Annotated in this window: 20 protein-coding genes and 2 tRNA genes; 6 read left to right on the top strand and 16 right to left on the bottom strand. The window is 71.7% G+C overall.

Features of this window, described 5'->3' with window-relative positions:
• The first annotated feature begins 119 nt into the window (after positions 1-119).
• A complete protein-coding gene (locus tag ABZ576_RS24925) occupies positions 120-1,766 on the top strand; it encodes a hypothetical protein (RefSeq protein ID WP_360744880.1) in 1,647 nt (548 codons plus the stop codon).
• Between the two features lie 32 nt (positions 1,767-1,798).
• Here ABZ576_RS24925 and ABZ576_RS24930 read toward each other — a convergent pair whose 3' ends face one another.
• Positions 1,799-2,356: an HIT domain-containing protein gene (locus tag ABZ576_RS24930; RefSeq protein WP_360744883.1), complete on the bottom strand. Its 558-nt coding sequence runs from the start codon at positions 2,354-2,356 to the stop codon at positions 1,799-1,801.
• Positions 2,357-2,423: 67 nt separating this feature from the next.
• Between ABZ576_RS24930 and ABZ576_RS24935 the strand changes: the two genes are divergently transcribed.
• Positions 2,424-3,092, top strand: coding sequence for an ion channel (locus tag ABZ576_RS24935; RefSeq protein ID WP_360744886.1), 669 nt, complete (start codon positions 2,424-2,426; stop codon positions 3,090-3,092).
• A gap of 28 nt (positions 3,093-3,120) precedes the next feature.
• Here the strand turns inward: ABZ576_RS24935 and thrS are convergent, their stop codons facing one another.
• From thrS to ABZ576_RS24950, 3 genes are all read right to left on the bottom strand, one after another.
• Positions 3,121-5,097 carry a threonine--tRNA ligase gene (gene thrS / locus ABZ576_RS24940; protein ID WP_360744889.1) on the bottom strand — a complete coding sequence of 659 codons (1,977 nt, stop codon included), beginning with the start codon at positions 5,095-5,097 and terminating at the stop codon, positions 3,121-3,123.
• Between the two features lie 93 nt (positions 5,098-5,190).
• Positions 5,191-6,441 (bottom strand): hypothetical protein, encoded by a 1,251-nt coding sequence (locus ABZ576_RS24945; protein ID WP_360744892.1) that lies wholly within the window; start codon positions 6,439-6,441, stop codon positions 5,191-5,193.
• The gene (locus ABZ576_RS24950) at positions 6,438-7,004 is read right to left on the bottom strand and encodes a DUF4365 domain-containing protein (protein ID WP_360744895.1); all 567 of its coding nucleotides are present in this window, start codon (positions 7,002-7,004) and stop codon (positions 6,438-6,440) included. The genes ABZ576_RS24945 and ABZ576_RS24950 overlap by 4 nt, the downstream gene beginning before the upstream one ends.
• A 167-nt stretch (positions 7,005-7,171) precedes the next feature.
• Between ABZ576_RS24950 and ABZ576_RS24955 the strand changes: the two genes are divergently transcribed.
• On the top strand, positions 7,172-7,897 hold the full coding sequence (locus tag ABZ576_RS24955) for a 3'-5' exonuclease (protein ID WP_360744898.1): 726 nt from the start codon (positions 7,172-7,174) through the stop codon (positions 7,895-7,897).
• 100 nt (positions 7,898-7,997) lie between these two features.
• Here the strand turns inward: ABZ576_RS24955 and ABZ576_RS24960 are convergent.
• From ABZ576_RS24960 to ABZ576_RS25000, 9 genes are all read right to left on the bottom strand, one after another.
• Positions 7,998-8,069: transfer RNA gene (locus ABZ576_RS24960), tRNA-Val, on the bottom strand.
• Between the two features lie 39 nt (positions 8,070-8,108).
• Complete coding sequence (locus tag ABZ576_RS24965) at positions 8,109-8,555, bottom strand: SRPBCC family protein (RefSeq protein WP_360744901.1); 447 nt, start codon at positions 8,553-8,555, stop codon at positions 8,109-8,111.
• A 125-nt stretch (positions 8,556-8,680) separates the two neighbouring features.
• Positions 8,681-11,419: a Tat pathway signal sequence domain protein gene (locus ABZ576_RS24970; RefSeq protein ID WP_360744904.1), complete on the bottom strand. Its 2,739-nt coding sequence runs from the start codon at positions 11,417-11,419 to the stop codon at positions 8,681-8,683.
• A gap of 87 nt (positions 11,420-11,506) precedes the next feature.
• Positions 11,507-12,025 carry a hypothetical protein gene (locus tag ABZ576_RS24975; protein ID WP_360745219.1) on the bottom strand — a complete coding sequence of 173 codons (519 nt, stop codon included), beginning with the start codon at positions 12,023-12,025 and terminating at the stop codon, positions 11,507-11,509.
• 114 nt (positions 12,026-12,139) lie between these two features.
• On the bottom strand, positions 12,140-13,051 hold the full coding sequence (locus ABZ576_RS24980) for a carbohydrate ABC transporter permease (protein WP_360744907.1): 912 nt from the start codon (positions 13,049-13,051) through the stop codon (positions 12,140-12,142).
• On the bottom strand, positions 13,048-14,007 hold the full coding sequence (locus ABZ576_RS24985) for a sugar ABC transporter permease (RefSeq protein WP_360744910.1): 960 nt from the start codon (positions 14,005-14,007) through the stop codon (positions 13,048-13,050). The genes ABZ576_RS24980 and ABZ576_RS24985 overlap by 4 nt, the downstream gene beginning before the upstream one ends.
• Before the next feature lie 11 nt (positions 14,008-14,018).
• The gene (locus ABZ576_RS24990; RefSeq protein WP_360744912.1) at positions 14,019-15,302 is read right to left on the bottom strand and encodes an extracellular solute-binding protein; all 1,284 of its coding nucleotides are present in this window, start codon (positions 15,300-15,302) and stop codon (positions 14,019-14,021) included.
• A gap of 963 nt (positions 15,303-16,265) precedes the next feature.
• Positions 16,266-16,337 (bottom strand) — tRNA-Val (locus tag ABZ576_RS24995).
• Positions 16,338-16,422: 85 nt separating this feature from the next.
• Positions 16,423-16,887 (bottom strand): TIGR02611 family protein, encoded by a 465-nt coding sequence (locus ABZ576_RS25000; RefSeq protein WP_360744915.1) that lies wholly within the window; start codon positions 16,885-16,887, stop codon positions 16,423-16,425.
• 191 nt (positions 16,888-17,078) lie between these two features.
• On the opposite strand from ABZ576_RS25000, the gene ABZ576_RS25005 reads away from it, so the two are divergent.
• Positions 17,079-17,492, top strand: coding sequence for an SsgA family sporulation/cell division regulator (locus ABZ576_RS25005; protein WP_004002642.1), 414 nt, complete (start codon positions 17,079-17,081; stop codon positions 17,490-17,492).
• A 339-nt stretch (positions 17,493-17,831) separates the two neighbouring features.
• Positions 17,832-18,392, top strand: coding sequence for a CGNR zinc finger domain-containing protein (locus ABZ576_RS25010; protein ID WP_360744918.1), 561 nt, complete (start codon positions 17,832-17,834; stop codon positions 18,390-18,392).
• Positions 18,393-18,564: 172 nt separating this feature from the next.
• On the opposite strand, the gene ABZ576_RS25015 is transcribed toward ABZ576_RS25010, so the two are convergent.
• Both ABZ576_RS25015 and ABZ576_RS25020 read right to left on the bottom strand, forming a co-directional pair.
• Positions 18,565-18,786: a hypothetical protein gene (locus tag ABZ576_RS25015; RefSeq protein ID WP_360745237.1), complete on the bottom strand. Its 222-nt coding sequence runs from the start codon at positions 18,784-18,786 to the stop codon at positions 18,565-18,567.
• Between the two features lie 85 nt (positions 18,787-18,871).
• Positions 18,872-19,318 carry a hypothetical protein gene (locus tag ABZ576_RS25020; RefSeq protein WP_360744920.1) on the bottom strand — a complete coding sequence of 149 codons (447 nt, stop codon included), beginning with the start codon at positions 19,316-19,318 and terminating at the stop codon, positions 18,872-18,874.
• Positions 19,319-19,563: 245 nt separating this feature from the next.
• Between ABZ576_RS25020 and ABZ576_RS25025 the strand changes: the two genes are divergently transcribed.
• Complete coding sequence (locus tag ABZ576_RS25025) at positions 19,564-20,097, top strand: DsbA family protein (RefSeq protein WP_360744923.1); 534 nt, start codon at positions 19,564-19,566, stop codon at positions 20,095-20,097.
• A 250-nt stretch (positions 20,098-20,347) separates the two neighbouring features.
• Here the strand turns inward: ABZ576_RS25025 and ABZ576_RS25030 are convergent, their stop codons facing one another.
• Positions 20,348-21,172, bottom strand: coding sequence for a GNAT family N-acetyltransferase (locus ABZ576_RS25030; RefSeq protein ID WP_360744926.1), 825 nt, complete (start codon positions 21,170-21,172; stop codon positions 20,348-20,350).
• Positions 21,173-21,262: the final 90 nt, after the last annotated feature.

Below are 21,262 nucleotides of genomic sequence, written 5' to 3' on the forward strand. Positions count from 1 at the left end.
ACCTGATCACGTCGTGCCGAAAGGCGTCCGGTATCGGCACGGCGACCGGTCCAACAGGTGTGCGGAGCAGGGAAGTCGGGAAGGCCGCAGGAACGGCACCGGCGGTGATGGGGGCGGGAATGTCGTTTGGAACGGAGTGGGACGGGCCACAGGTGCCCGTCTCGGGCGGTGAGGGACAGGCGGCGACCTCCGCGCTGGCGTCCGCCGCGTACCGGGACAGCCCGATGGAGGAGATCAAGAAGGCCGACAACGAGTGGCACCAGTCGACCGTGAAAGCCGGCCGGATGAGACTGTTCCGGCCCAATCTCGGGGAGGCGTTCTCCCGGGCCGTCGTCGACCGGATGCTCGCCCCCGGCCGCGCCGCGCTCATCCAGTCCTTCGGCACCGATCCCCAGTTCGTCGTGGAGCACTGCCTGGCGGCGAACAACATCCGGCGGGAGCGCGACAACCGTCTGACCGCCGTCACCGTCGTGTGCGGCCTGCTCTTCCTGCCCGGCATGCTCGTCTGGCTGCTCGTCTTCCAGCTGCGCACCTTCGTCGCCAAGCGTGACGACAAGCGGGCCGGGACGCTGGGCACCGTGCTCCTGCTGGGCGTCGGCCTGCTCGCCGCCCTGTTCCTGCTCAAGATGCCCTTCTCCGGCTTCTGGGCGCTGTACGGCCGGGCGGCCGTCGTCGCCCCCGTGCTCGGCTGGTTCTGGGCGAAGCGGATCTGCGAGCGCACCGCGAAGGATCTGCGGGCCCGCTGGGACGGTCTGCTCTCCGGCACCAGCGTCGGCGCCAAGGTCCCCGAGGCCGTGCCGCGCGGCCCGGGTCACACCGCCGCCGAGGACCTGCGGCTGTCCCTGGCCCGGCTCAGCGCGGAACAGCAGTCCAACTCCGTCTTCTACGCCGGCCCCAAGGGCATACTCGGCATGGGCACCCGCTGGGGCGCCTGGCAGCTCGCCGAGGACCTGGTGCCCGCCGACCCGGGCCGGGAGATCCACCCCTTCCGCAGCTGGGACGTCATACGTGCGATCCACGACCAGCTGGCCCTGCTGGAGCGCGGCCCGCTGCACACCGGCGGCTTCCCCAAGCCGTCGATCAAGCACTGGATCGTCACCCCGATCGGCGAGAAGGCCACGTCCGTGTCCCGGCCCGAGGGCACCGACGTGGAGGCGTTCCAGGTCAAACCGCACGCCATACAGGAGATCTGCAACAAGCAGCAGTTCGGCAGCGGCGACCGCTACTACCTGGGCGTGCAGTGGACGCTGTGGGACGGCCAGCTGGTCATCACCATGCTGATCACGGTGACCGTGCTGCACCAGACGCTGCGCATCGAGGTCACCGGGCATGCGCTGGGACCGGTGAACCCGCTGTTCACGACGAAGCCGGCGGCGCCGACCAAGGAGGTCGCCAAGTCCTTCAAGCCGTGGGAGAACCGCACCGTCACGCTGCCGCTGGTCGGTCCGGACGAGGTCGTACGGCTGGCCGTGCGCGCCCCGCTGACCTGGTACCCGCCGCTGCTGAAGTGGCTCGGCGGCTCGCTGGGGCTGCCCGAGCCGTTCGGACTGCGGCACGCCTGGGCCGACCAGCCCTGGCGGCACCGCTTCATGGCCGACGACGCGCTGCGCGCGGCCACTCCGGTGCTGCGCGTGGTCCACTCGGCCGCGATCAAGGTGCTGGAGGAGAACGGCGTGAACACGGAGAAGTTCGGTGCCCGGTCGGCGTTCCTCAGCGGCAACGTACAGGATCCGACGCCGCGGAAGGCCGACGTGTACGACGCGTGAGCGGTGCCCTCGGCCGAGGGCACCGCGGGGCCTCACGCCGGCCACGCCTCCGCGAGCATCTTGCGGGTGTCGGCCAGCAGCTGCGGCAGCACCTTGGTGTGGCCGACCACCGGCATGAAGTTCGTGTCGCCGCCCCAGCGCGGGACGATGTGCTGGTGCAGATGCGCGGCGATGCCGGCGCCGGCGACCGCGCCCTGGTTCATGCCGATGTTGAAGCCGTGCGCGCCGGACGCCGTGCGCAGGGCCGTCATCGCCTGCTTGGTCAGCTCGGCCAGCTCGGCGGTCTCCGGGCCGGTCAGGCCGGTGTAGTCGGCCACGTGGCGGTAGGGGACCGTCATCAGGTGGCCGCCGTTGTACGGGTAGAGGTTGAGGACCGCGTACACGTGCTCACCGCGCCGGACGACCAGCCCGTCCTCGTCGGACTTGGCCGGGATGGAGCAGAAGGGGCAGCCGTCGTCGGCCCCCGGACCGGTCGGCTTGTTCTCGCCCTGGATGTAGGCCATCCGGTGGGGCGTCCACAGGCGCTGGAACGCGTCCTGCGTCCCCACTCCGATCTGCTGCTCCGGCTCACTCGTCATGCTAGGCAGCATATGGCTTCGCCCGATCGCGGCGTGTCGCCGGGGCCGGGGGGAGACGGTCTCCGGCCAAGCTTGGCCGGTGGACGACGACAGCCGTACGGCACGCTGGGAGAGCGGGGCGGCCCTCCCGCTGGGCATCGCCTCCCTGGTCTACCTCGCCTCCTACGCGGCGCACGTCCTCCTGCCCGGTCTGCCGGGGCCGGTCCGCGTCACCCTCCGGTCCGTGCAGCTGCTCGCCTGGGCGCTGTTCGTGGTCGACTACGCGGTGCGCTGGCGGCTCAGCGGTGCCGGGCTGCGGTTCGTGCCGCGGCACTGGCTGGACACGGTGGTCGTCCTGCTGCCGCTGATGCGGCCGGTGCGGATCGTGCGGACGTACGAGGCCGTGCAGCGCCGGGGCGGTCGCCCGCGGCTGGCCCTGCACGCGCGCGTGATCGTGTACGCGGGCCTTTCGGCGGCACTGCTGGGCTTCGCCGGCGCGCTCTCGGTGTACCAGCAGGAGCACGCGGCCCCGCACGCCACGATCCGGACGTTCGGCGACTCGGTGTGGTGGACCTGTTCGACCCTGGCGACGGTCGGGTACGGCGATGTGGCGCCGGTGACGCCGTGGGGGCGGACCATCGCCGTGGGCCTGATGGCCTGCGGTCTCGCCCTGCTCGGCGCGGTGACGGGCTCGTTCTCGTCGCTGCTGCTGCAGCGGTTCCGCCGGGAGGGCGACGACGAGGACGTGCCAAGGCCCCCGGGACGGTGATCCCGGGGGCCTTCGGTGCCGGGGCGGCTCAGACCTGGGTCCGCTCCTCCACGATCTTCGCGATCTTCGAGATGGCCTCGTCGAACGGGATGCCGTTCTCCTGCGAGCCGTCGCGGTAGCGGAAGGACACCGAGCCGTTCGACATGTCCTCGTCGCCCGCGATGACCATGAAGGGCACCTTCTGCTTCTGGGCGTTGCGGATCTTCTTCTGCATGCGGTCCGAGGAGGAGTCCACCTCGACGCGCAGGCCCTTCTTCCGGGCCGCCGCCGCGAACTTCTCCAGGTACTCGACGTGCGCGTCGCCGATCGGGATGCCGATCGCCTGGACCGGGGCCAGCCAGGCCGGGAAGGCGCCCGCGTAGTGCTCCAGGAGGACGGCGAAGAAGCGCTCGATGGAGCCGAACAGCGCGCGGTGGATCATGACCGGGCGCTGCTTGGAGCCGTCCGGGCCGGTGTACTCCAGGTTGAAGCGCTCGGGCAGGTTGAAGTCGAGCTGGATCGTCGACATCTGCCAGGTGCGGCCGATCGCGTCCTTGGCCTGGACGGAGATCTTCGGGCCGTAGAAGGCGGCGCCGCCCGGGTCGGGCACGAGGGGCAGGCCCTGCTTCTCGGCGACCTGGCGCAGGGTCTCGGTCGCCTCCTCCCAGACCTCGTCGGAGCCGACGAACTTCTCCGGGTCCTTGGTGGACAGCTCCAGGTAGAAGTCGGTCAGGCCGTAGTCGCGCAGCAGGCCGAGGACGAACGTGAGCGTCTTGTCCAGTTCCTCGGACATCTGCTCACGGGTGCAGTAGATGTGCGCGTCGTCCTGGGTGAAGCCGCGGGCGCGGGTCAGGCCGTGCACGACGCCCGACTTCTCGTACCGGTACACGGTCCCGAACTCGAAGAAGCGCAGCGGCAGTTCGCGGTAGGAGCGGCCGCGCGCGTCGAAGATCAGGTTGTGCATCGGGCAGTTCATGGGCTTGAGGTAGTAGTCCACGCCCTCGTCGAGCTGCATGGGCGGGTACATGCCCTCGGCGTACCAGTCCAGGTGCCCGGACGTCTCGAAGAGCTTCCCCTTCGTCGCGTGCGGGGTGTAGACGAACTCGTAGCCCTCCTCCTCGTGGCGGCGCCGCGAGTAGTCCTCCATGACGCGGCGGACGATGCCGCCCTTGGGGTGGAAGACGGCGAGGCCGGAGCCGATCTGCTCGGGGATGGAGAAGAGGTCCAGCTCGCTGCCGAGCTTGCGGTGGTCGCGCTTCTCGGCCTCGGCGAGGAAGTCGAGGTACGCCTTCAGCTCGTCCTTGGACGGCCAGGCGGTGCCGTAGATGCGCTGGAGCATCGGGTTTTTCTCGCTGCCGCGCCAGTAGGCGGCCGCGTTGCGCATCAGCTTGAACGCCGGGATGAGGCGGGTGGAGGGCAGGTGCGGACCGCGGCAGAGGTCCTTCCAGCACAGCTCGCCGGTCTTGGCGTCCAGGTTGTCGTAGATCGTCAGCTCGCCGGCGCCGACCTCGACGTCCGCGCCGTCGTCGTGCGACGCGGAGCCCTTGAGGCCGATCAGCTCCAGCTTGTACGGCTCGTCCGCGAGCTCCTCGCGGGCGGCCTCGTCGGTGACGACGCGGCGGGAGAAGCGCTGCCCGCGCTTCTGGATCTCCTGCATCTTCTTCTCGACGGCCTTGAGATCCTCGGGCGTGAACGGCTTCTCGACGTCGAAGTCGTAGTAGAAGCCGTCCTTGACGGGCGGGCCGATGCCCAGCTTGGCCTCGGGGAACAGCTCCTGCACGGCCTGCGCCATGACGTGCGCGGTGGAGTGGCGCAGGATGTTCAGGCCGTCCTCGGACGAGATCTCGACGCCCTCGACCTCGTCACCGTCGGACAGGGCGTAGGTCAGGTCCTTCAGCTCGCCGCCCACGCGTGCGGCGATGACCGAGCGCTCGCCCGCGAAGAGGTCGGCGGCCGTAGTGCCCGTCGTCACCACGCGTTCTTCCCGCTCGGAATCGCGTTGGATGATCACACGGACGTCTGACACCGGTCTCTCCTGACTGAAGGTGGGGTGCGGCGCCATACCAGGAGCGCGCGCACAGGCGATCGTACCGACCGCACGGCACCGACCGCTAAACGGTCACCCTGCGTCCCCGTCCCCGTACGCTCCCGGCTCGCCGTCCTCGCACCCCTCCTCAAAGAAGTCGTGGTTCTCCTGGAGGGCCTTCATCAGCCGGTCCCGCTCGGCCTCGTCCACCTGTACGGGGACGACTCCGCCGGCGCCGGTGAGCCGCCGGAAGCCGCCCCGGCGCTCCAGCCGGCCGTGCACGCGGACGGGGAGTCCGACGAGGTGGGCGTGGCCGGCGACGCGGTAGTCCTCCTCGTCGAGGGTGACGCGCAGGTGCGGGACGTCGGCGCCGGCCAGGACGCGCAGGCGTACGGTGCCCTCGCCGCCGGGGCCGGAGCGGTGCATGCGGACGACGGCGCCGGTGACGCGGACCGGGACGGAGGGTTCCGCGTGCAGGTAGCGGGCGGCGGCCTCGCGGAGCGCGGGCAGGTCGCCGGGCGAGAACTCGACCGGTTCGGCGGAGGGGACGCAGTTCTCGGGGACGCCCGCGCCGGGGGCCCAGGACACCGCGACGCGGGCGCCCTCGGTGCCCCGGACGAGCGCGCCGAGCGCCTCGGTCAGCTCGCGGCTGACACCGGCCTCGACCGCGCCGTCGAAGGCGTCCATGCCGCCGGTGGCCCGCTGGTAGTCGATGGCCTCGCGGGCCGCGTGCAGGGCCTGGTGGAGGCGGACGGCGACGGGGCGTCCGGTGGGCAGGGGCGCGAAGGCGGTGAGGGTGCGGCCCTCGGCGGCGGGGCCGACGAGGACGTCCGCCAGGAGCGAGGCGGCGGCCCGGCGGTGGCGGGCGCCGTGGTAGCCGGCGCGCGCCCGGGTGGCGAGCGCGGCGGCGAGCAGCATCTGCCGGGCGGCGCCGCGCAGCCGGTCGTCGGCGGTCCACGGGGTGGCCCCGGCGGGGCCGCCGGGGGTGTCGCGCCACCAGCGGATCTCGTCGCTGGGGACGGCGAGGGAGATCAGCACCTCGCGGGCGGCGGGGGCGGCGCTGCGGGCGAGGGCGTCGAGGGCCTCGCCGAGCAGGTCGTCGCTGTCGGGGAAGGCGCGGCTCTCGGGGACGAGCAGGCTGGTCCCGCCGCCGCCGGGACCGGGCGGGGTCCAGCGGCCGTAGCGGCCGGCGGCTCCGCCGCGCCGCTGCCAGCCGTGCCGGTGCAGCAGGGCGCCGAGCACGGCGGGGTCGACGTCGGCGGGCCGGGGGGCCCGGTGCCAGGGGAGGTCGCCGGGGTGCGGCCCGGCCGGCCGTACGGGCTCCTCGGGGGGACGGTTCCTCATGGTCTGCCTCCCGTCCCCACCCGGGTCATGATCTCGCAGAGCGCCCGGTCGTCGAAGATGCGCGAGGTCGGGATCCGCACGGTGCTCCGGTGCCGGCCGGTGACCGGGTGGCCGGCGAGGTTGACCCAGTAGCAGCAGTGCCTGAGGTCGAGCCGGTCGTGGCTGGCGCGCAGCCAGTCGCCCTGGGAGCGCGGCACGAGCATGACGACCAGGATCTTGTGCACCGAGACCGGGGTGCGGGCGAGCTTGCGCAGGTGGTCGTTGTCGAGGGTGAAGGAGAAGAAGCGGCCCGGGGGGTTCGGCGGGACCTGGTAGGTGGCCTTCAGCTGCACCTTGATGGTGACCTCGTCGTCGACGGTGTGCCCGGGCGCGCTGTGGCTGACGTGCCAGTCGATGCCGTTGTCCGGGAAGGGCTGGGACAGCGAGCAGCCGGCCGCGGCGGCGACCGCGTGCAGATAGCCGACCTGCAGCGTCTCCATGCAGGCGGTGGTGGCGAGCGTGCCGCGGAGGGTGCCCGGGCGCTCGGGCAGCAGCCCGCCCCGCTCGGGCTGCGCGATGGCCATGACGAACAGCCTTCCCAACCAGGGGTTTCCTGTCACGGGCTGCTGAACTGCAAAGACCCGTACTCCTGTTGTCTCCTCCCGGCGTACGGCGCAAACGGCCCGGGTATCACCAAACTGGCAGAAGACGGAACGTCACCTGCCGTGGGTGAGCGAGGAGTTGGCTTGGCATGACGACCTGGTACGAGGGGCCGCTGGCCGCCTTCGACACGGAGACGACGGGCGTGGACGTCGAGACCGACCGGATCGTGTCGGCCGCCGTCGTCGTCCAGGACGCGCCGGGGACCCGGCCCAGGGTCACCCGCTGGCTGGTGAACCCGGGCGTCCCGGTGCCGGAGGCGGCGACGGCCGTGCACGGACTGACGGAGGAGCACCTCCAGCACAACGGCCGCTGGCCGGCGCCGGTGATGTACGAGATAGCCGAGCAGCTGGCCGAGCACGCGGCGCTGGGCCGCCCGCTGGTGGTGATGAACGCGCCGTTCGATCTGACCCTGCTGGACCGCGAGTTGCGCCGGCACCGCGCCTCCTCGCTGGAGCGCTGGTTCGAGGCGACCCCGCTGCGGGTGCTGGACCCGCGGGTGCTGGACAAGCACCTGGACCGGTACCGCAAGGGCCGGCGCACGCTGACGGACCTGTGCGCGCACTACGGCGTGACGCTGCAGGGCGCCCATGACGCGGCGGCGGACGCGCTGGCCGCGCTGGACGTCGTACGGGCCGTGGGCCGCCGGTTCGCGACCCGGCTGGAGCGCCTCTCCCCCGCCGAGCTGCACACGCTCCAGGCGAACTGGCACGCGGCGCAGGCGCGGGGGCTCCAGGCGTGGTTCGCGCGCAGCGGCTCGGAGGAGACGGTGAGCACGGAGTGGCCGCTGCGTCCGGAGCTGCCGGCGGCGGCGTGACGTCCGCGGCGGCATGACGGCACGAAGCAGTATGAGCGGCATGAACAGCAAGAACGGCACGAACAAGGCCGGTCCGCTGTGGCGGACCGGCCTTTCCCGGTGGGCGATACTGGGTTCGAACCAGTGACCTCTTCGGTGTGAACGAAGCGCTCTCCCACTGAGCTAATCGCCCGGGAACGCACTGAACAATACAGGTCCGGGCGCCCTTCCTTCAAACCGCTTCCAGGTGGCGCCGCAGTCCGCGCCGTCCGGCGCGCATCATCAGCCGGTGGTTGAGGCGGAAGAGCGGCCGTCCCACCACCGCGAGCCGCCTGAGCAGGGGCTTGTGTACCCGGACCTCCTGTTCGTACCGGGCGAGCGTGCCGGGGCCGTCGGCGGTGACCGTCCAGCGGGCCCAGCCGTCGATGTCGCCGGACAGGGCGACCTCCAGGACACCGGCGACGGGGTCCCGGCGGGTCTCCCGCAGGGTGGCGGTGAGGCTGTACGGCAGGGCGGAGCGGATGGTGATCACCCCGGTCGTGCCGTCGAGCCGGGTCACCGCCCGCACCTGCGGCCACCAGCGGGGGTAGTCCTGGGGCCGCGCCAGCACCGCGTGCACGACGGCCGGCGGGGCGGGCAGGGTCCACAGGCTGAGGAAGCGGTAGTGGTTCCAGTCCATGGGACGAGTGTGGCGTGAACCGGTGCATAAATCTGAGTACGCGTACTCATGCGCCGGACCGTGGCCGAGGTCACACTGAGGGCGCGAGCGCCGCCGCCCGTGCGACGGCGCTCCCCCAGTTCCGGCTAGGTCGGCATCCGGTCGCCGAGCAGGGCCAGGTTCTCGATGGCGGCGAGGCCGTACAGGGCGGTGTCGTTGGTGGACACCCAGGCCGCTTCGCCGCCCCCGACCAGGGCGGCCGGGCCGGTCAGCTTCTCGGTCTTCCACGGCGCGGACTCGGTGTAGCCGTCGGAGCGGTAGAACTTGGCCCAGGCGCGCTCGGCGAGGGCCGCGTCCCCGGTCTGCACGGCGGCGTAGGCGTCCAGGCGCGAGTGGCCCTGGAAGAGCAGCAGCGTGCCGAAGTGGGAACCGTAACGGGCCGCCTGTTCGGCCTTGGTGGCGTTGAAGTAGCGGCAGTAGTCGAGGTAGGCGTCCCTGAACGCCGGCATGTCGACGAGGTGGATCAGTTCGGCGCACAGTTCGTTGAGGCCGAAGACAGCCGAGAGGTGGGAGACGGACACCGCGGGCTTGTCCGCGACGGCGAACCTCCCGGTGTCGAGGTCGTACAGGCCGCTGCCCTGCACGAAGCCGTTGGGCTGGGCGGCGATGGTCTCCATGGTCGACAGGACCCGCGCCCTGGCCTTCTCCCACTTGGGTCCCTTGCGCTCCCACTCCGTGAGCCACGCCGACACCAGGCCGCTCCAGTCGGTGCCGAACCCGATGGACAGGGCGTGCGGGTCGGGGGTGTAGGGGTCGGTGCGGACCTTGCGCTGCGGGTCCAGGACGAGGAAGGTCTCGTCGGAGTCGACATTGGCGTGCATGAGGTCGCCGACGCGTTCGTCCGCGGTGAGGAAGTAGTAGAAGCGCCGGTACGTCGTGTTGGCGATGCGCTGCTGCTTGGCGCTGTCGGCGAAGTGCTGCACGCCGTGCCGGGTGCCGAGGCCCGCCCACTTCCCGAGGTGGTAGACGTCGACCTCGCCGGTGTGCCGGGTCATCGCCTCGGCGAAGCGGAAGATGTCCGAGCGGCCGCTCCTGAGGTACGCGTACCAGAGCCACAGGTCCGGTGAGAGCTCGGAGTTGTCCCAGGCGTAGCCGCCGATGTCGTACCGCCACACGTGCCGTGCCGTGTCGTAGGTGTGCATGATGTCGCCGTAGTCCCAGAAGCCGTACCAGCGGCGCATCTCCACCTGGTCCTTGTAGTAGGTGAAGAGGAAGTCGAGGTGGTCCTCGATCTTCGCCTTGGCCGGGGTGGAGCGGTCCGGCTCGGCGTACAGGCCCGGGCCGAAGACCCCGGCCCCGATGAGCTGCCGGGGCGGGGCGGCGAGCTGGGGCGGCACCCGTACGGCTTCGGCCTGCCGGGCGAGGGTCTCGGCGGCCGGGGTGGACTCGTTGGCCCAGAAGAGGAGTTCGGAGGTGCGGGCGATGCCGTAGGGGGTGCCGAACTCCGGTTCGTAGTCCTCGTAGGTGATGTTGAGCCCTTCGAGCTGCTCGGCGTACGTGTCCTGGCCCATGCCGTCGTGGTAGAAGCGCAGGTCCATGGGCTGGGCTTCGGGCGACCAGAGCCAGAGGGTGACGGTGGCCGCGTCGGTGTGGGCGTCGCGGATGTCGAGCTGCGCGGGGAACTTCTCCCAGAAGTCCCGCAGCCCGAAGGAGAGTCCGCCGCTCGCGCCGCCGACGTAGCCGAAGCCGGAGGCCCGCCTGCCGCCGCCGGCGGCGATCCAGCCGTGGCCCTTCTTCGTGCGCTTGCGCACGGTGAAGCCGTCGGCGGAGAGCTGGGAGAGGGTGTAGTCGCCCCAGTGGGGGATGTACGCGAGGCGGGTGGTGACCCGTTGGTCCCAGCCGGCCGGGTCGGGCAGCTTCCGGCCCTCGTACTGGGCCGCCTGCACGGCCGCGCCCGGGTCCCGGCGCAGGCCGGTGATGCCCTGGACGGCCTCGCGCAGCAGGCCGGTGCCCTCACCGCCGAGGCGGATGTGCCGGTCGTACGCCGCGTCGCGCATCGGCACGGTGAAGCGGACGCCGAGGCCGCGGATGAAGTCCCCGCTGGCCCTGCCGGGTTCCTGGGTGCCGTCGTAGGTGACGGTGTGCACCATGCGGAAGGAGTCGGAGCCCGCGTAGAAGTACAGGCGCAGGGAGAACGGCAGCCAGCCGCGGTTCCCCTTGCGGTGCTTGCCGTCGATGCGGACCACCGCGCGGACCGGTCCGTCCTGTTCGACGGTGACCGCGTCGACGGCGCCGTCGAACCGCTCGGTGCGGACCGAGCCCTGGTCCTCGTCCTCGATCTCGGGCTGCCGGATGAGGACGAGCCTGCCGTTCCTGGCGATCTCCGTCGATCCGCGGGTGACGGATCTGATCAGGGTGGAGCCGTTCCTGCCGAGCTTCGCGGTGATGACGCCGGTGGAGACGTCGATGGTGCCGCCGCTGTCGTCGACGGTCACCTTCCGGTGCGGCGCGGCGGGTGTCCCGGCGCGGAGGGTGAGCTTCCCGGTGCCGGAGGCGACCGCGTGTGCCGTCCACTTGAGGGAGCCGTCGGGCCAGTAGGCCAGCGGCCAGGTCTGTACGGGGACGTCCTCGCCGTCGGCGTCCGTGACGGCGAAGGTCTGGTCCTCCCGGTGGGTGCCCATCGGCCAGGGCACGCCGACGGTGGTCCCGGGAGCGGCGCCGAGGCCGCCGTCCTCCAGCCAGTCCAGGGTCACCGGGCCGGCGCCGCCCGCGGCGGCCCGGGGCGCGGCCCCGGCGTCCCGGGCCCCGAGGGCCCAGCTGAACTGCGCGGCGGCTCCGGCGACGGCGGCGGCCTTGAAGAGGGACCTGCGGGGAATGGGGGACATGGCCTTCCTTCCGTCGAACTAATCAGGGACATGACAGGCAGGGTCCGGTGCCGGGAGGCGCCTCCCCCGGACCGGGCCGTCAGCGGCTCACCGGCGCCGGCAGCGCTCCTCCACGGCGACGGCCGCCGCCGCGACCGCGCCGAGCACGGGAACCGCCAGCGGCGCGATCAGCAGGGCGGAGCCGCACGTCAGGACGGCTCCGCCGACGAGCAGGAAGGAGCCGGCGGGGTCCCGGACGGTACGCCGCCCGGCGTCGGCGAGCAGCACCCGCCAGCGCTCCCCCGGTGCCCAGACCGCCGCCGCGCGCAGCCCGGTCACGGCGAGCCCGATCAGCGCGAACAGCCCCGCGGCCCCCACCAGCGGCCCGCCGGGCAGCCCGGCGCGCACGGCCTGGACGTCCACCAGGGCGAGCAGCACGGCGGCCCACCCGGCGACGCCGACCGCCCATCCGCCGCGCAGCGCGGACCGGAGGTCGGCCATGAACTCCCGCAGGCCGCCGCGCTCGTGGGCCGTGCGCCGGCGCAGGTGCCGGGCCCCTGCGGCGAACGCGGCCGGAACGGTGACGACGCCGAGGGAGGCGACCGCGATCCAGACCCCGGTCAGCAGGCATTCGGCGAAGAGTCCGAACGTTCCCCCCTCCTTCGGCTCCGTCCGGTCAGGGGAGGCCCCGGTCGCGGACGGAGTCTCCCGGCGCGCTCTCACCTGTGCTCGCGCCACGGCTCAGCCCTTCAGTCCGGAGGTCGCCATGCCGTCGATCAGATAGCGCTGGAAGGCGAGGAAGAAGAGCAGCACCGGCAGCAGCGCCACCAGCGACATCGCGATCATGCCGCCGTAGTTGGCGGCCACGCCGTCGGAGTCGCGGAACATCATCAGACCCAGGGAGACGGTGTACTTGCCGGGCTCGTTCAGGTAGATCAGCGGGCCCATGAAGTCGTTCCAGGCGTTGATGAAGGTGAAGATGGCACTGGTGATCAGCGCGGGCCGGCACAGCGGCAGCACGATCGACCAGTAGATGCGCAGGTGGCCGCAGCCGTCGAGCCGGGCCGCCTCGTCCAGTTCGCGGGGCAGGTTCCGCATGAACTGCACCATGAGGAAGACGAAGAACGCCTCGGTGGCGAGGTACTTGCCGATCAGCAGCGGGGTGTAGGTGTTGATCCAGCCCAGCTTCTGGAACATCACGTACTGCGGGATGAGCAGCACGTGGTACGGCAGCAGGAGCGTGCCGATCATGAGCGAGAACAGCAGGTTGCGGCCCGCGAAGCGGATGCGCGCGAAGGCGTACGCGGTCAGCGAGCAGGAGACCAGGACGCCGACCACCGCTCCGACCGCGTAGACGAGGGAGTTCTGGAAGAACGTCCATATCCCTACATCCGCTATGCCGTCGGTGAGGGATTGGAAATTGGACGGGATCGGGTGGGACGGGAACAGGGTGAGGCTGTTGATGATGTCCTTGCTCGGCTTGAACGAGGCGCCGATCACCCAGACGACCGGGTAGAGGATGACGGCCAGGATGAGCAGGGCGCCCAGGTGCCAGGCGAGGGAGCCGGTGCGCCGGCGGGTGAGCACGGGCGGCTTGGTGGTGGACGGCGGTGCCGCCCGGTCGAGCGGAGCGGAGAGCCGCGGGGAGCTCATCGGGCACCCTCCTCGTAGTGCACCCACTTCTTCTGGGACCAGAAGAGGACAGCCGTCACCAGGGTCACCGCGAGCAGCAGCATCCAGGCCATGGCCGCGGCGAAGCCCATCTGGGAGTTCTTGAAGCCCTGCTGGTACAGGTAGCAGGTGTAGACGAGCGTGGCGTCGGCCGGTCCGCAGGAGGTGTTCGAGACGACGTAGGCCGAGCCGAAGATCTGGAAGGAGTGGATGGTCTCCAGCAGCACGTTGAAGAAGAGCACCGGGGAGATCATCGGCAGGGTGATGTTCCAGAACTTCCTGAGCGGTCCGGCGCCGTCCACCTCCGCCGCCTCGTACAGCTCCCTGGGCACCTGCTTGAGGCCGGCCAGGAAGATGACCATGGGCGCGCCGAACTGCCACACCGTCAGCGCCACCAGGCAGTACAGCACCCAGTCCGCGTTGCCGACCCACCCTCCGACGTGCCAGCCGAAGAAGGACTGCGTACGGTCCACGACCGCGCCGTCGGAGAACAGGGACCGCCAGACGAAGCCGACCGAGACGCTCGCGCCGATGAGCGAGGGGGCGTAGAACGCCGCCCGGTAGAAGGCCTGGCCGCGGCGGCTCTGCGCGAGGAGCAGCGCGACCCCGAGGGCGAGCAGCAGTTTCAGCGGGGTGCCGATGACGACGTACTTGGCCGTCACCTCCACCGACTTCTGCCAGCGCGGGTCGTCGAACATCTTGGTGAAGTTGTCGAACCCGACCCACTTCGGGGTGTTGAAGAGGTTGTAGTCGGTGAACGCGAAGTACAGCGACGCGATCATCGGGCCCGCGGTCAGCAGCAGGAAGCCGGCGATCCACGGGGACATGAAGAGGTAGCCGGCGAGGTTCTCCCGCCGCCGGCCCGGCCGTCCCGTCCTCGCGGTGGCGGCCGGGCGGGCCGCGCGGGACGCGGGCACGGAGTCCTTGACGAGCGTCACGGCGGTTCCCATCAGGCCTGGAAGGCGGCCTCGGCCTCGGTGAAGAACTGCTTCACCGCGTCCGAGACCCTCGTCTTGCCCTGTCCGAGGTCGCCGCCGATGCGCAGGAAGGCGGCCTCGACGGTGTCGGCACCGGAGGGGTGCGGGGTGATGGTGCCGAGGACGCCGGACTCGGCGGTGTCCTCCTCGTACCGCGCGATCTCCTTGTTGGTCGCGTCGGTCGGCTCGTAGGCCTCGTACTGCTCGGTGCCGGCGAGGATGCCCCGGTCGTAGCCCATGATCCTGCCGACCTCCGGGTCGTGGACCATGAAGTCGATGAACCGGGCGACCTCCTCGGGGTGCGCGGTGCGGGCCGAGGCGCTGAGCATCAGGGAGGCGAGGTACTGGCCGGTCTGCTTGCCGTCGGTGGTGGGGATCGGCGCGAGGCCGTACTCGCTGTCCCCTTCCGCGGAGTAGCGGACGGTGAAGTTGTCCCAGGTGAACTCCGAGGCGCCGTGCCCGGCGGAGAGGGAGGACTTGGGCAGGTCCTGGGAAACGACCTTCGGGTCGGTGACGATGCCGGCCTTGACGCGGTTGTAGCCGTCGTTCCACCACTCCGTCAGATCGGCCTTGTCGAAGCCGAGTCCGTCGTCGGTGAAGAACGCCTTGCCGTTCTGGCGGAGGTAGAGGTCGTACAGGTACATGATCGCGAAGTAACCGGTGTCCCCGGGAACCTTCGTCCTGTCGTGGATGGTCTTCAGGGCTTTGAAGTACTCGTCCCAGGTCCAGCCCGGACGCGGCTCGACACCGGCCTCGCGGAAGACCTTCTTGTCGATGACGAGCGCCATGGTGTTGGAGCCGACCGGGATTCCGAGCTGTTTGCCGTCGACCTCCCCGACCTTCGTGACCCCCTCGCGGAAGTGATCCAGGCTCAGATTTCCTGCCTGCACCTGAGGCTTCAGATCGAGGAGAATTCCTCGCTTGTCGTACTTCCGAAGGAATGTGACGGCGCTTTGGAAAACGTCGGGGGGATTGCCGCCGGCGGCCTGGGTCTGGAACTTCTCCCAAAAGCTCTGATACGTCTGGAAGTCCGTTTTGACCTTGATCTTGGGGTTCTTCTTCTCGAAGAGCGCGATCGTCCGGTTGATCTTCTTGGCCCGCTCCTCGGCACCCCACCAGGAGTAACGGATCGTCACCGTTCCGTCGCCGGAACCGGCGCCGCTTCCGCAGCCGGTCGTCGCGGCGAGCCCGAGCGTGGCCGCCGAGACCCCGGCCGCCTTCAGGATCGTACGCCTCTCAAGATTCCTGTTTCCCACAGTCGGGCCCTCCCGCAGCGTCGTCGCCGCCGCCGTCGACGATGTCCTGAACGATGTCGAGCGACGTCGTGAATCGTTTCAAGTAAGCGCTTGCTGGCACAAGGTACGGAGGGGCCGGGGGTGCGTCAATGATTCGGACAGGATTTCTTCGGGGCGGCGGGGCGGGGAGCGGGACCGGAGGCCGTTCGGGCTGGTGAGGTGATGGGGGCTGAGATGGGAGCCGGGCGGAGTGGCCGAGAGTGGCGGGCAACGCGCTCGGGGCCGGCCGGGCGGTGGAGCGGCGGTCACGGTGAGTGCTGACGCCGAACCGCGTGAGAAGTGCCGGCGCCGACGGCGTACGAGGGCTTCGGGAGGGACGGACGCGGGCCGGGCAACGCCCGCTCCGGGCGCGCCGCCCCTGGCAACCGTTCGCCACAGGCACGCCGCCCGGTACCCGGTCGCCACAGGCGCGCCGCCCCGGCAACCGCCCGCCGACGACGCGTACCGCCCCGGCACACGCCCCCTCTCGAACGCCGCCGCCGGGGGACCCGACCCGCCCGCCTCGCCCGCTGCCGTCCCGGCCACCCTGCGCGCCCGCTGCCGTCCCGGCCACCCTGCGCGCCCGCTGCCGTCCCGGCCGCCCTGCGCGCCGCTGCGGTCCCGGCCGCCCTCCTCACCCGTCGCGGTCCCGGCCGCCCTGCGTGCCCGTTGCCGTCCCGGCCGCCCGCCTCGCCCGCTGCCCCGTCCGGGCCGCCCTGCGCGCCCGGCGCACGGGTGCCGGCTCCGCACCGGCCCGCTCGGCAGGCCCACGCCCCCCGAGTGCGTCGCGCCTACGGCCGTCTCTGCCGCCCCGCCTGGCGCGCTCATGCCTACAGCCGCCTCCGCCGCCCCACTCGGGTGCATACGCCGACGACCGCCTCCGCCCCCCCGGGTGCGCATACGCCGACGGCCCACCTGCTGGTGCAGGTGGGCCGTCGGTCCGGGTGGGCGATACTGGGTTCGAACCAGTGACCTCTTCGGTGTGAACGAAGCGCTCTCCCACTGAGCTAATCGCCCGGGCGCAGGAAGAACATTACCCCATGTCAGGGGGTGCGTCCGACCAGGGGGCGGACGTCGGGCGCCGCCCCGCCCCGCGCCGGTGTCACTGGTCCTCGATCTTCCAGGGCATGACGAGGCCGAACTTCCAGAGGTAGATCCCCACCAGGACGCCGATGATCACCAGGCCGATCACGGTCAGGGTGATGTTGCGACGGCGCACCCTGGGATCGAGGGCGCGCTGGGCCGCCTCGGTGACCTTGCGTTTCGTCCAGCGGAGCACCAGCTGGGCCCAGACGAACTCGGTCGCCCAGATCGCCATGCCGCCGAAGATCACCACCCAGCCGGGGCCGGGCAGCGGCAGCATGATGATGCCCGCGCCGACCACCGCCAGGCCGACCACGAAGACGCCGACCTGCCAGCTCAGGTGCAGGTACCGGCGGGCCTTGATGAACTCCGGCGCACGTGAGCCGAGCCCCTGCCCGGCCTCCTCACCGGCCTCGGGCCGGTCCGTCTTCGCCTTCTCCGATGCCACGGCGACCTCGCCCAGCTCGTCACTCCCCGTATTCATACACACAAACCCTACCGGAGTGAATCCGGTCACCGGAATGGACGCAGGTGTGGTACGAGTTCTCGGCCGGAAGAGTTACGTAAACACACGCAAAACCCTCAGAGGGGTTTACAACGGCACCGTAGGTGGCATGTCGATTTCGCCGACGTGCGAATCCCCGAGCGCACACTGAGCGAAAGGCCCTGGCGCTTATGAACACCACGGTCAGCTGCGAGCTGCACCTGCGCCTCGTTGTGTCGAGCGAGTCCTCCCTGCCTGTCCCCGCAGGCCTGCGGTACGACACGGCCGACCCCTACGCCGTGCACGCCACCTTCCACACCGGAGCCGAGGAGACCGTCGAGTGGGTGTTCGCCCGCGACCTCCTCGCCGAGGGCCTCCACCGGCCAACCGGCACCGGCGACGTCCGCGTCTGGCCATCGCGCAGTCATGGTCAGGGCGTCGTGTGCATCGCCCTCAGCTCCCCGGAGGGGGAGGCCCTGCTCGAGGCCCCGGCGCGGGCCCTGGAGTCCTTCCTGAAGCGAACCGACGCCGCCGTGCCGCCCGGCACGGAACACCGGCACTTCGACCTTGATCAGGAGCTCTCGCACATCCTGGCGGAGAGCTAGGTCGCGGCCCCTTCAAGCAGCCCGGCGCCGTCCACTCGGGGAGACGGCTCGGGCCAAGACAGCCGTATGCGGCACAGACCGGCGTCGTCACCGTGAGTGATCACGGGGCGGCGCCGGGCTGTGCGCGGGCCCGTCCGCCGCCGCTTGGACGGCGGTACGGGCTGTGCGCGGGCCCGTCCGCCGCCGCTTGGACGGCGGTTATCGGGAACCGCCGGCGGCGCGGAGGCGTTCTCAGGGCAGTCGAGGTCGGACAGGGGCCGGTACGGCGGGCACGGTTGTCGCTACCATCGGCCAGCATCGGCGGGCGCCCGCCCGACCCCTCAGGCCAGGGAGCGAAACGTGCTGATCACCCACGACACCCGGTGTGCCCTCGACACCGTGGTGGATCTGGTGAACACCGTGCCGGAGGACGACGCGGCGGCGGACGGACTGCCCGATGTCCCGGCCCTCACGGAGTTCGTGCGGAACCACAAAATCAGCGATGTCGGCGTGCTGTCGGAGTTCGACCTCTCGGCGGTGCGCCGGATCCGGGGACGTTTCGCGGCGATCTTCGCGGCCCCGGACACCCGGTCCGCGGCCGGGATGATCAACGATCTGGTGGCCGCGGCGGGCACCACCCCCCGGCTGACCGACCACGACGGCTACGACTGGCACGTGCACTACTTCGCACCCGGCGCGTCCGTCGCCGACCATCTCGCCGCCGACTGCGGGATGGCACTCGCCTTCTTCGTGGTCGCCGGCGAGCAGGAGAGACTGCGGCGCTGCGAGGCACCGGACTGCCGGCGCGCCTTCGTGGACCTGTCCCGCAACCGCTCACGCCGCTACTGCGACAGCCGCACCTGCGGGAACCGGCTGCACGTCGCCGCCTACCGGGCCCGGCGCAAGGAAGCGGCGGGCTGAGCGACGGGCCGGAAGGGGGCCGCCCCTCGGGCTGAGCCTGCTGGGACACGGCGCCCAGGGCCAGGCGGTCCCGTGGGCCGCGGTGCCCGGTCCGGCCCGGCGCCCGCCCGCGACCGAGGCGCACGGTGCTACGTCGGTCCCGGCGGGTGGCGCCGGGACGGACGTGTACGGCTCACAGCAGCAGCAGATCGTGCAGCGCAGCCATGAGCAGCAGACACCCGATCACCGCAAGGAAGATCATCAGCGGTGGCTGGGATAGGGCGAAGAGGCACCCGCGCGGCTCGTCCTCCGGCGGCGCGGCCTGGCTCTGTGTCGTGTCCAGCATCTCGCCGCAGATCATGACGCACCGGGCGCCCCGCCCGCGATCACCGCAGAGGATCTTGCGGGAGTTCACCGAATCCCGCGAGGTCTCGTCCGACTGGTGAACGAATCCGGACGTCCACGGACCTTCTGTGTCGTTTCAGCGAGTCATGTGACTGTCATATGCCGTGCTTCTTGAGGATGGCCTCGATGTCACTGAAGTCCTCGGACGCCTCGCCGGCCCGGGGTGCGGCGGCGGGGCGCCGCGCCCCGGGGCGGGCCGAACCGCCCAGGGGCGGCGCCGAGGCCGCGGGCGCCACCGCGTCCCGTCCGGACCGCCCGGCCGCCCCGCGCCCGGCGCCCGCGTCGCCGCGCCGGCGCTCCACGGCACGTGTCCCGGCGAAGAGGAGCCAGGCCGCGCCCAGCACCCCGAACCCCGCCCAGGCCGTGGGGCTCAGGGCGGTGTCGGCGAGCCAGCCGACGACACCGGTCATCACCAGGCCGATCGGCACCAGCGAGTAGGCCGCGATGCGGGCCGCGGCCAGAAAGCGCCTGCGGTAGGCCGTGACCACCGCGATGCCCAGGCCCGCCGCGGACACGGCGGAGCACACTGTCTCGGCAATCATCCGGTCCTCCTGGCGGGCTCGGGTTCGTCGCTTCCATCCTGCATCGTCGGCTCCCCGCGATGCCATGGTCCGGCCGGACATCAGGGACATCTCCGGGTCGCCTCATGACGGGGTCCTGGTTCCGGACAGGGCCGTGCGCGTCCGCGCCGACGTCCGTGCCCCCTGCCGTCCCTCCGCACCTTCCGGGTCCGGGCCGCCGAGATCACGATTGGGCCGCCCGCGTCCGGCCTGGAAGACTGGTGGGCATGAACGACCTCTCCCCCGCCGGCACCGACGCCGTCCTCCTGGACGTCTGGTGCGAACTCCAGTGCCCCGACTGCCGTAGCGCCCTGGACGACGTCCGCGCCCTGCGCGCCCGCTACGGCGACCGGCTGGAGCTGCGGCTGCGGCACTTCCCGATGGAGAAGCACAAGCACTCCTTCGCCGCCGCCCAGGCGGTCGAGGAGGCGCTGGAGCAGGGCAAGGGCTGGCCGTACGTGGAGGCCGTGCTGGAGCGGGTCGAGGAGCTGGACCGTCGGGGGGAGTCCTTCCTGGTCGAGGTGGCCCGGGAACTGGGTCTGGACGCCGAGGAGTTCGACACCGCGCTGATCGACGGCCGGCACATCCTGATCGTCGACGCCGACCAGGCCGAGGGCAAGGCGATCGGCGTGACCGGCACCCCGACGTACGTCATCGGCGGCGAGCGCCTCGACGGCGGCACGAGCCAGGAGGGGCTGCGCGGGCGCGTCGAGGAGATCGCGGACCGGCTGCTCGCGGAGCGCGACGAGCAGGGGGCCTGAGTCCGGGAGGGGCCGCCGCCGGCCTGCGCCACGGTCACGGGCCCGGGCCCGTGAACCCGCAGGGGCCGGCCCCGGCGACACGGGCAGAGGTCGGGAGCCCGCAAGGGCCGTCCCGGACGACCCGGTCCGAGGGTTCGAGCCGCCCGGTGCAGCCGGAGGTTCGATCCCTCCGGGCCACCCCGGCCTGCCCCCAGGGCGCCCCGGGTGGCGTCTCGGCCGGAGGGCGCTGCCGGACGGCGGGTGGACGACGCTACAGCAGGGGCTTGGTCAGGAAGTGGGTCACCGTCTCGTAGCCGAGTGACGCGTACAGCCGCTCGGCCGGGGTGTTTCCCGCGAACACGTTGAGGCCGAGGACCGGCCGGCCGGCCTCGATCGCCTGGCGTTCGGCGAGCAGCATGAGCGTACGGCCGTGTCCCCGGCCGCGGTGGGCCGCGTCGGTCTCGACGTCGAACACGAAGGCCCGGCCCTCCTCCAGCGCCAGCCACAGCGTGCCCACCCGGTCGCCCGCGTGTTCCAGCACGCTGAAGAGCACGCCGTCGGTCGCGAGCCCGTGCGGCAGCAGCCGCGCGTGGTCGGCGGCGGCCTTGGCGCGGGCCGCGGCCTCGGGGAGGCCCCGCTCGATCCACGAGCGGGCGTAGCGCTCGCCCTCCGTAGCGCGCCAGACCTCGAACTCGGCCTCGGTCATCGGCCGGGCGTGGCTGCCCGGCGGCAGCGCGGGCGGGGCGGCGCCGAGGCGTTTTTCCATCCCCCGGTTGCGCGGCGTGTAGCCGAGGGCGCCGAACAGGCGCAGGGCCGTCTCCGCCGCCGCCGGAACCGCGGTCTCCATCTGTGCGCAGCCCCAGCCGCGGGCCACCTCCTCCGCGGCGAGCGCGGCCACGGTGCCCCGGCCGCGCCGCCGGTCGGGCTCGGCGATCCGCAGCTCGATGATGCGGGCCACCGAGTCGCCCAGGGACGGGGAGGTGCCGAGGTGGACTTCGCCGACGGGACGGCTGTTCACGCACACCGCGTAGCGGCGGGAGCGGGTTCCGTCGGGGTGTTGCCGGAGCGGCTCGGCCGGCCGCAGGGTCGTGGTCATCACAGGTGTTCTACCCGCGACGACCGGCCTCGTCAGCCTCTTTTCGCGGCCCGTTCCCGGCAGCTCGCAGCCCGGAGCCGTGTTCGCCGC

The sequence above is a fragment of the Streptomyces sp. NPDC013455 genome, from assembly GCF_040632975.1.
In the GTDB taxonomy this organism is placed as follows: Bacteria; Actinomycetota; Actinomycetes; order Streptomycetales; family Streptomycetaceae; genus Streptomyces.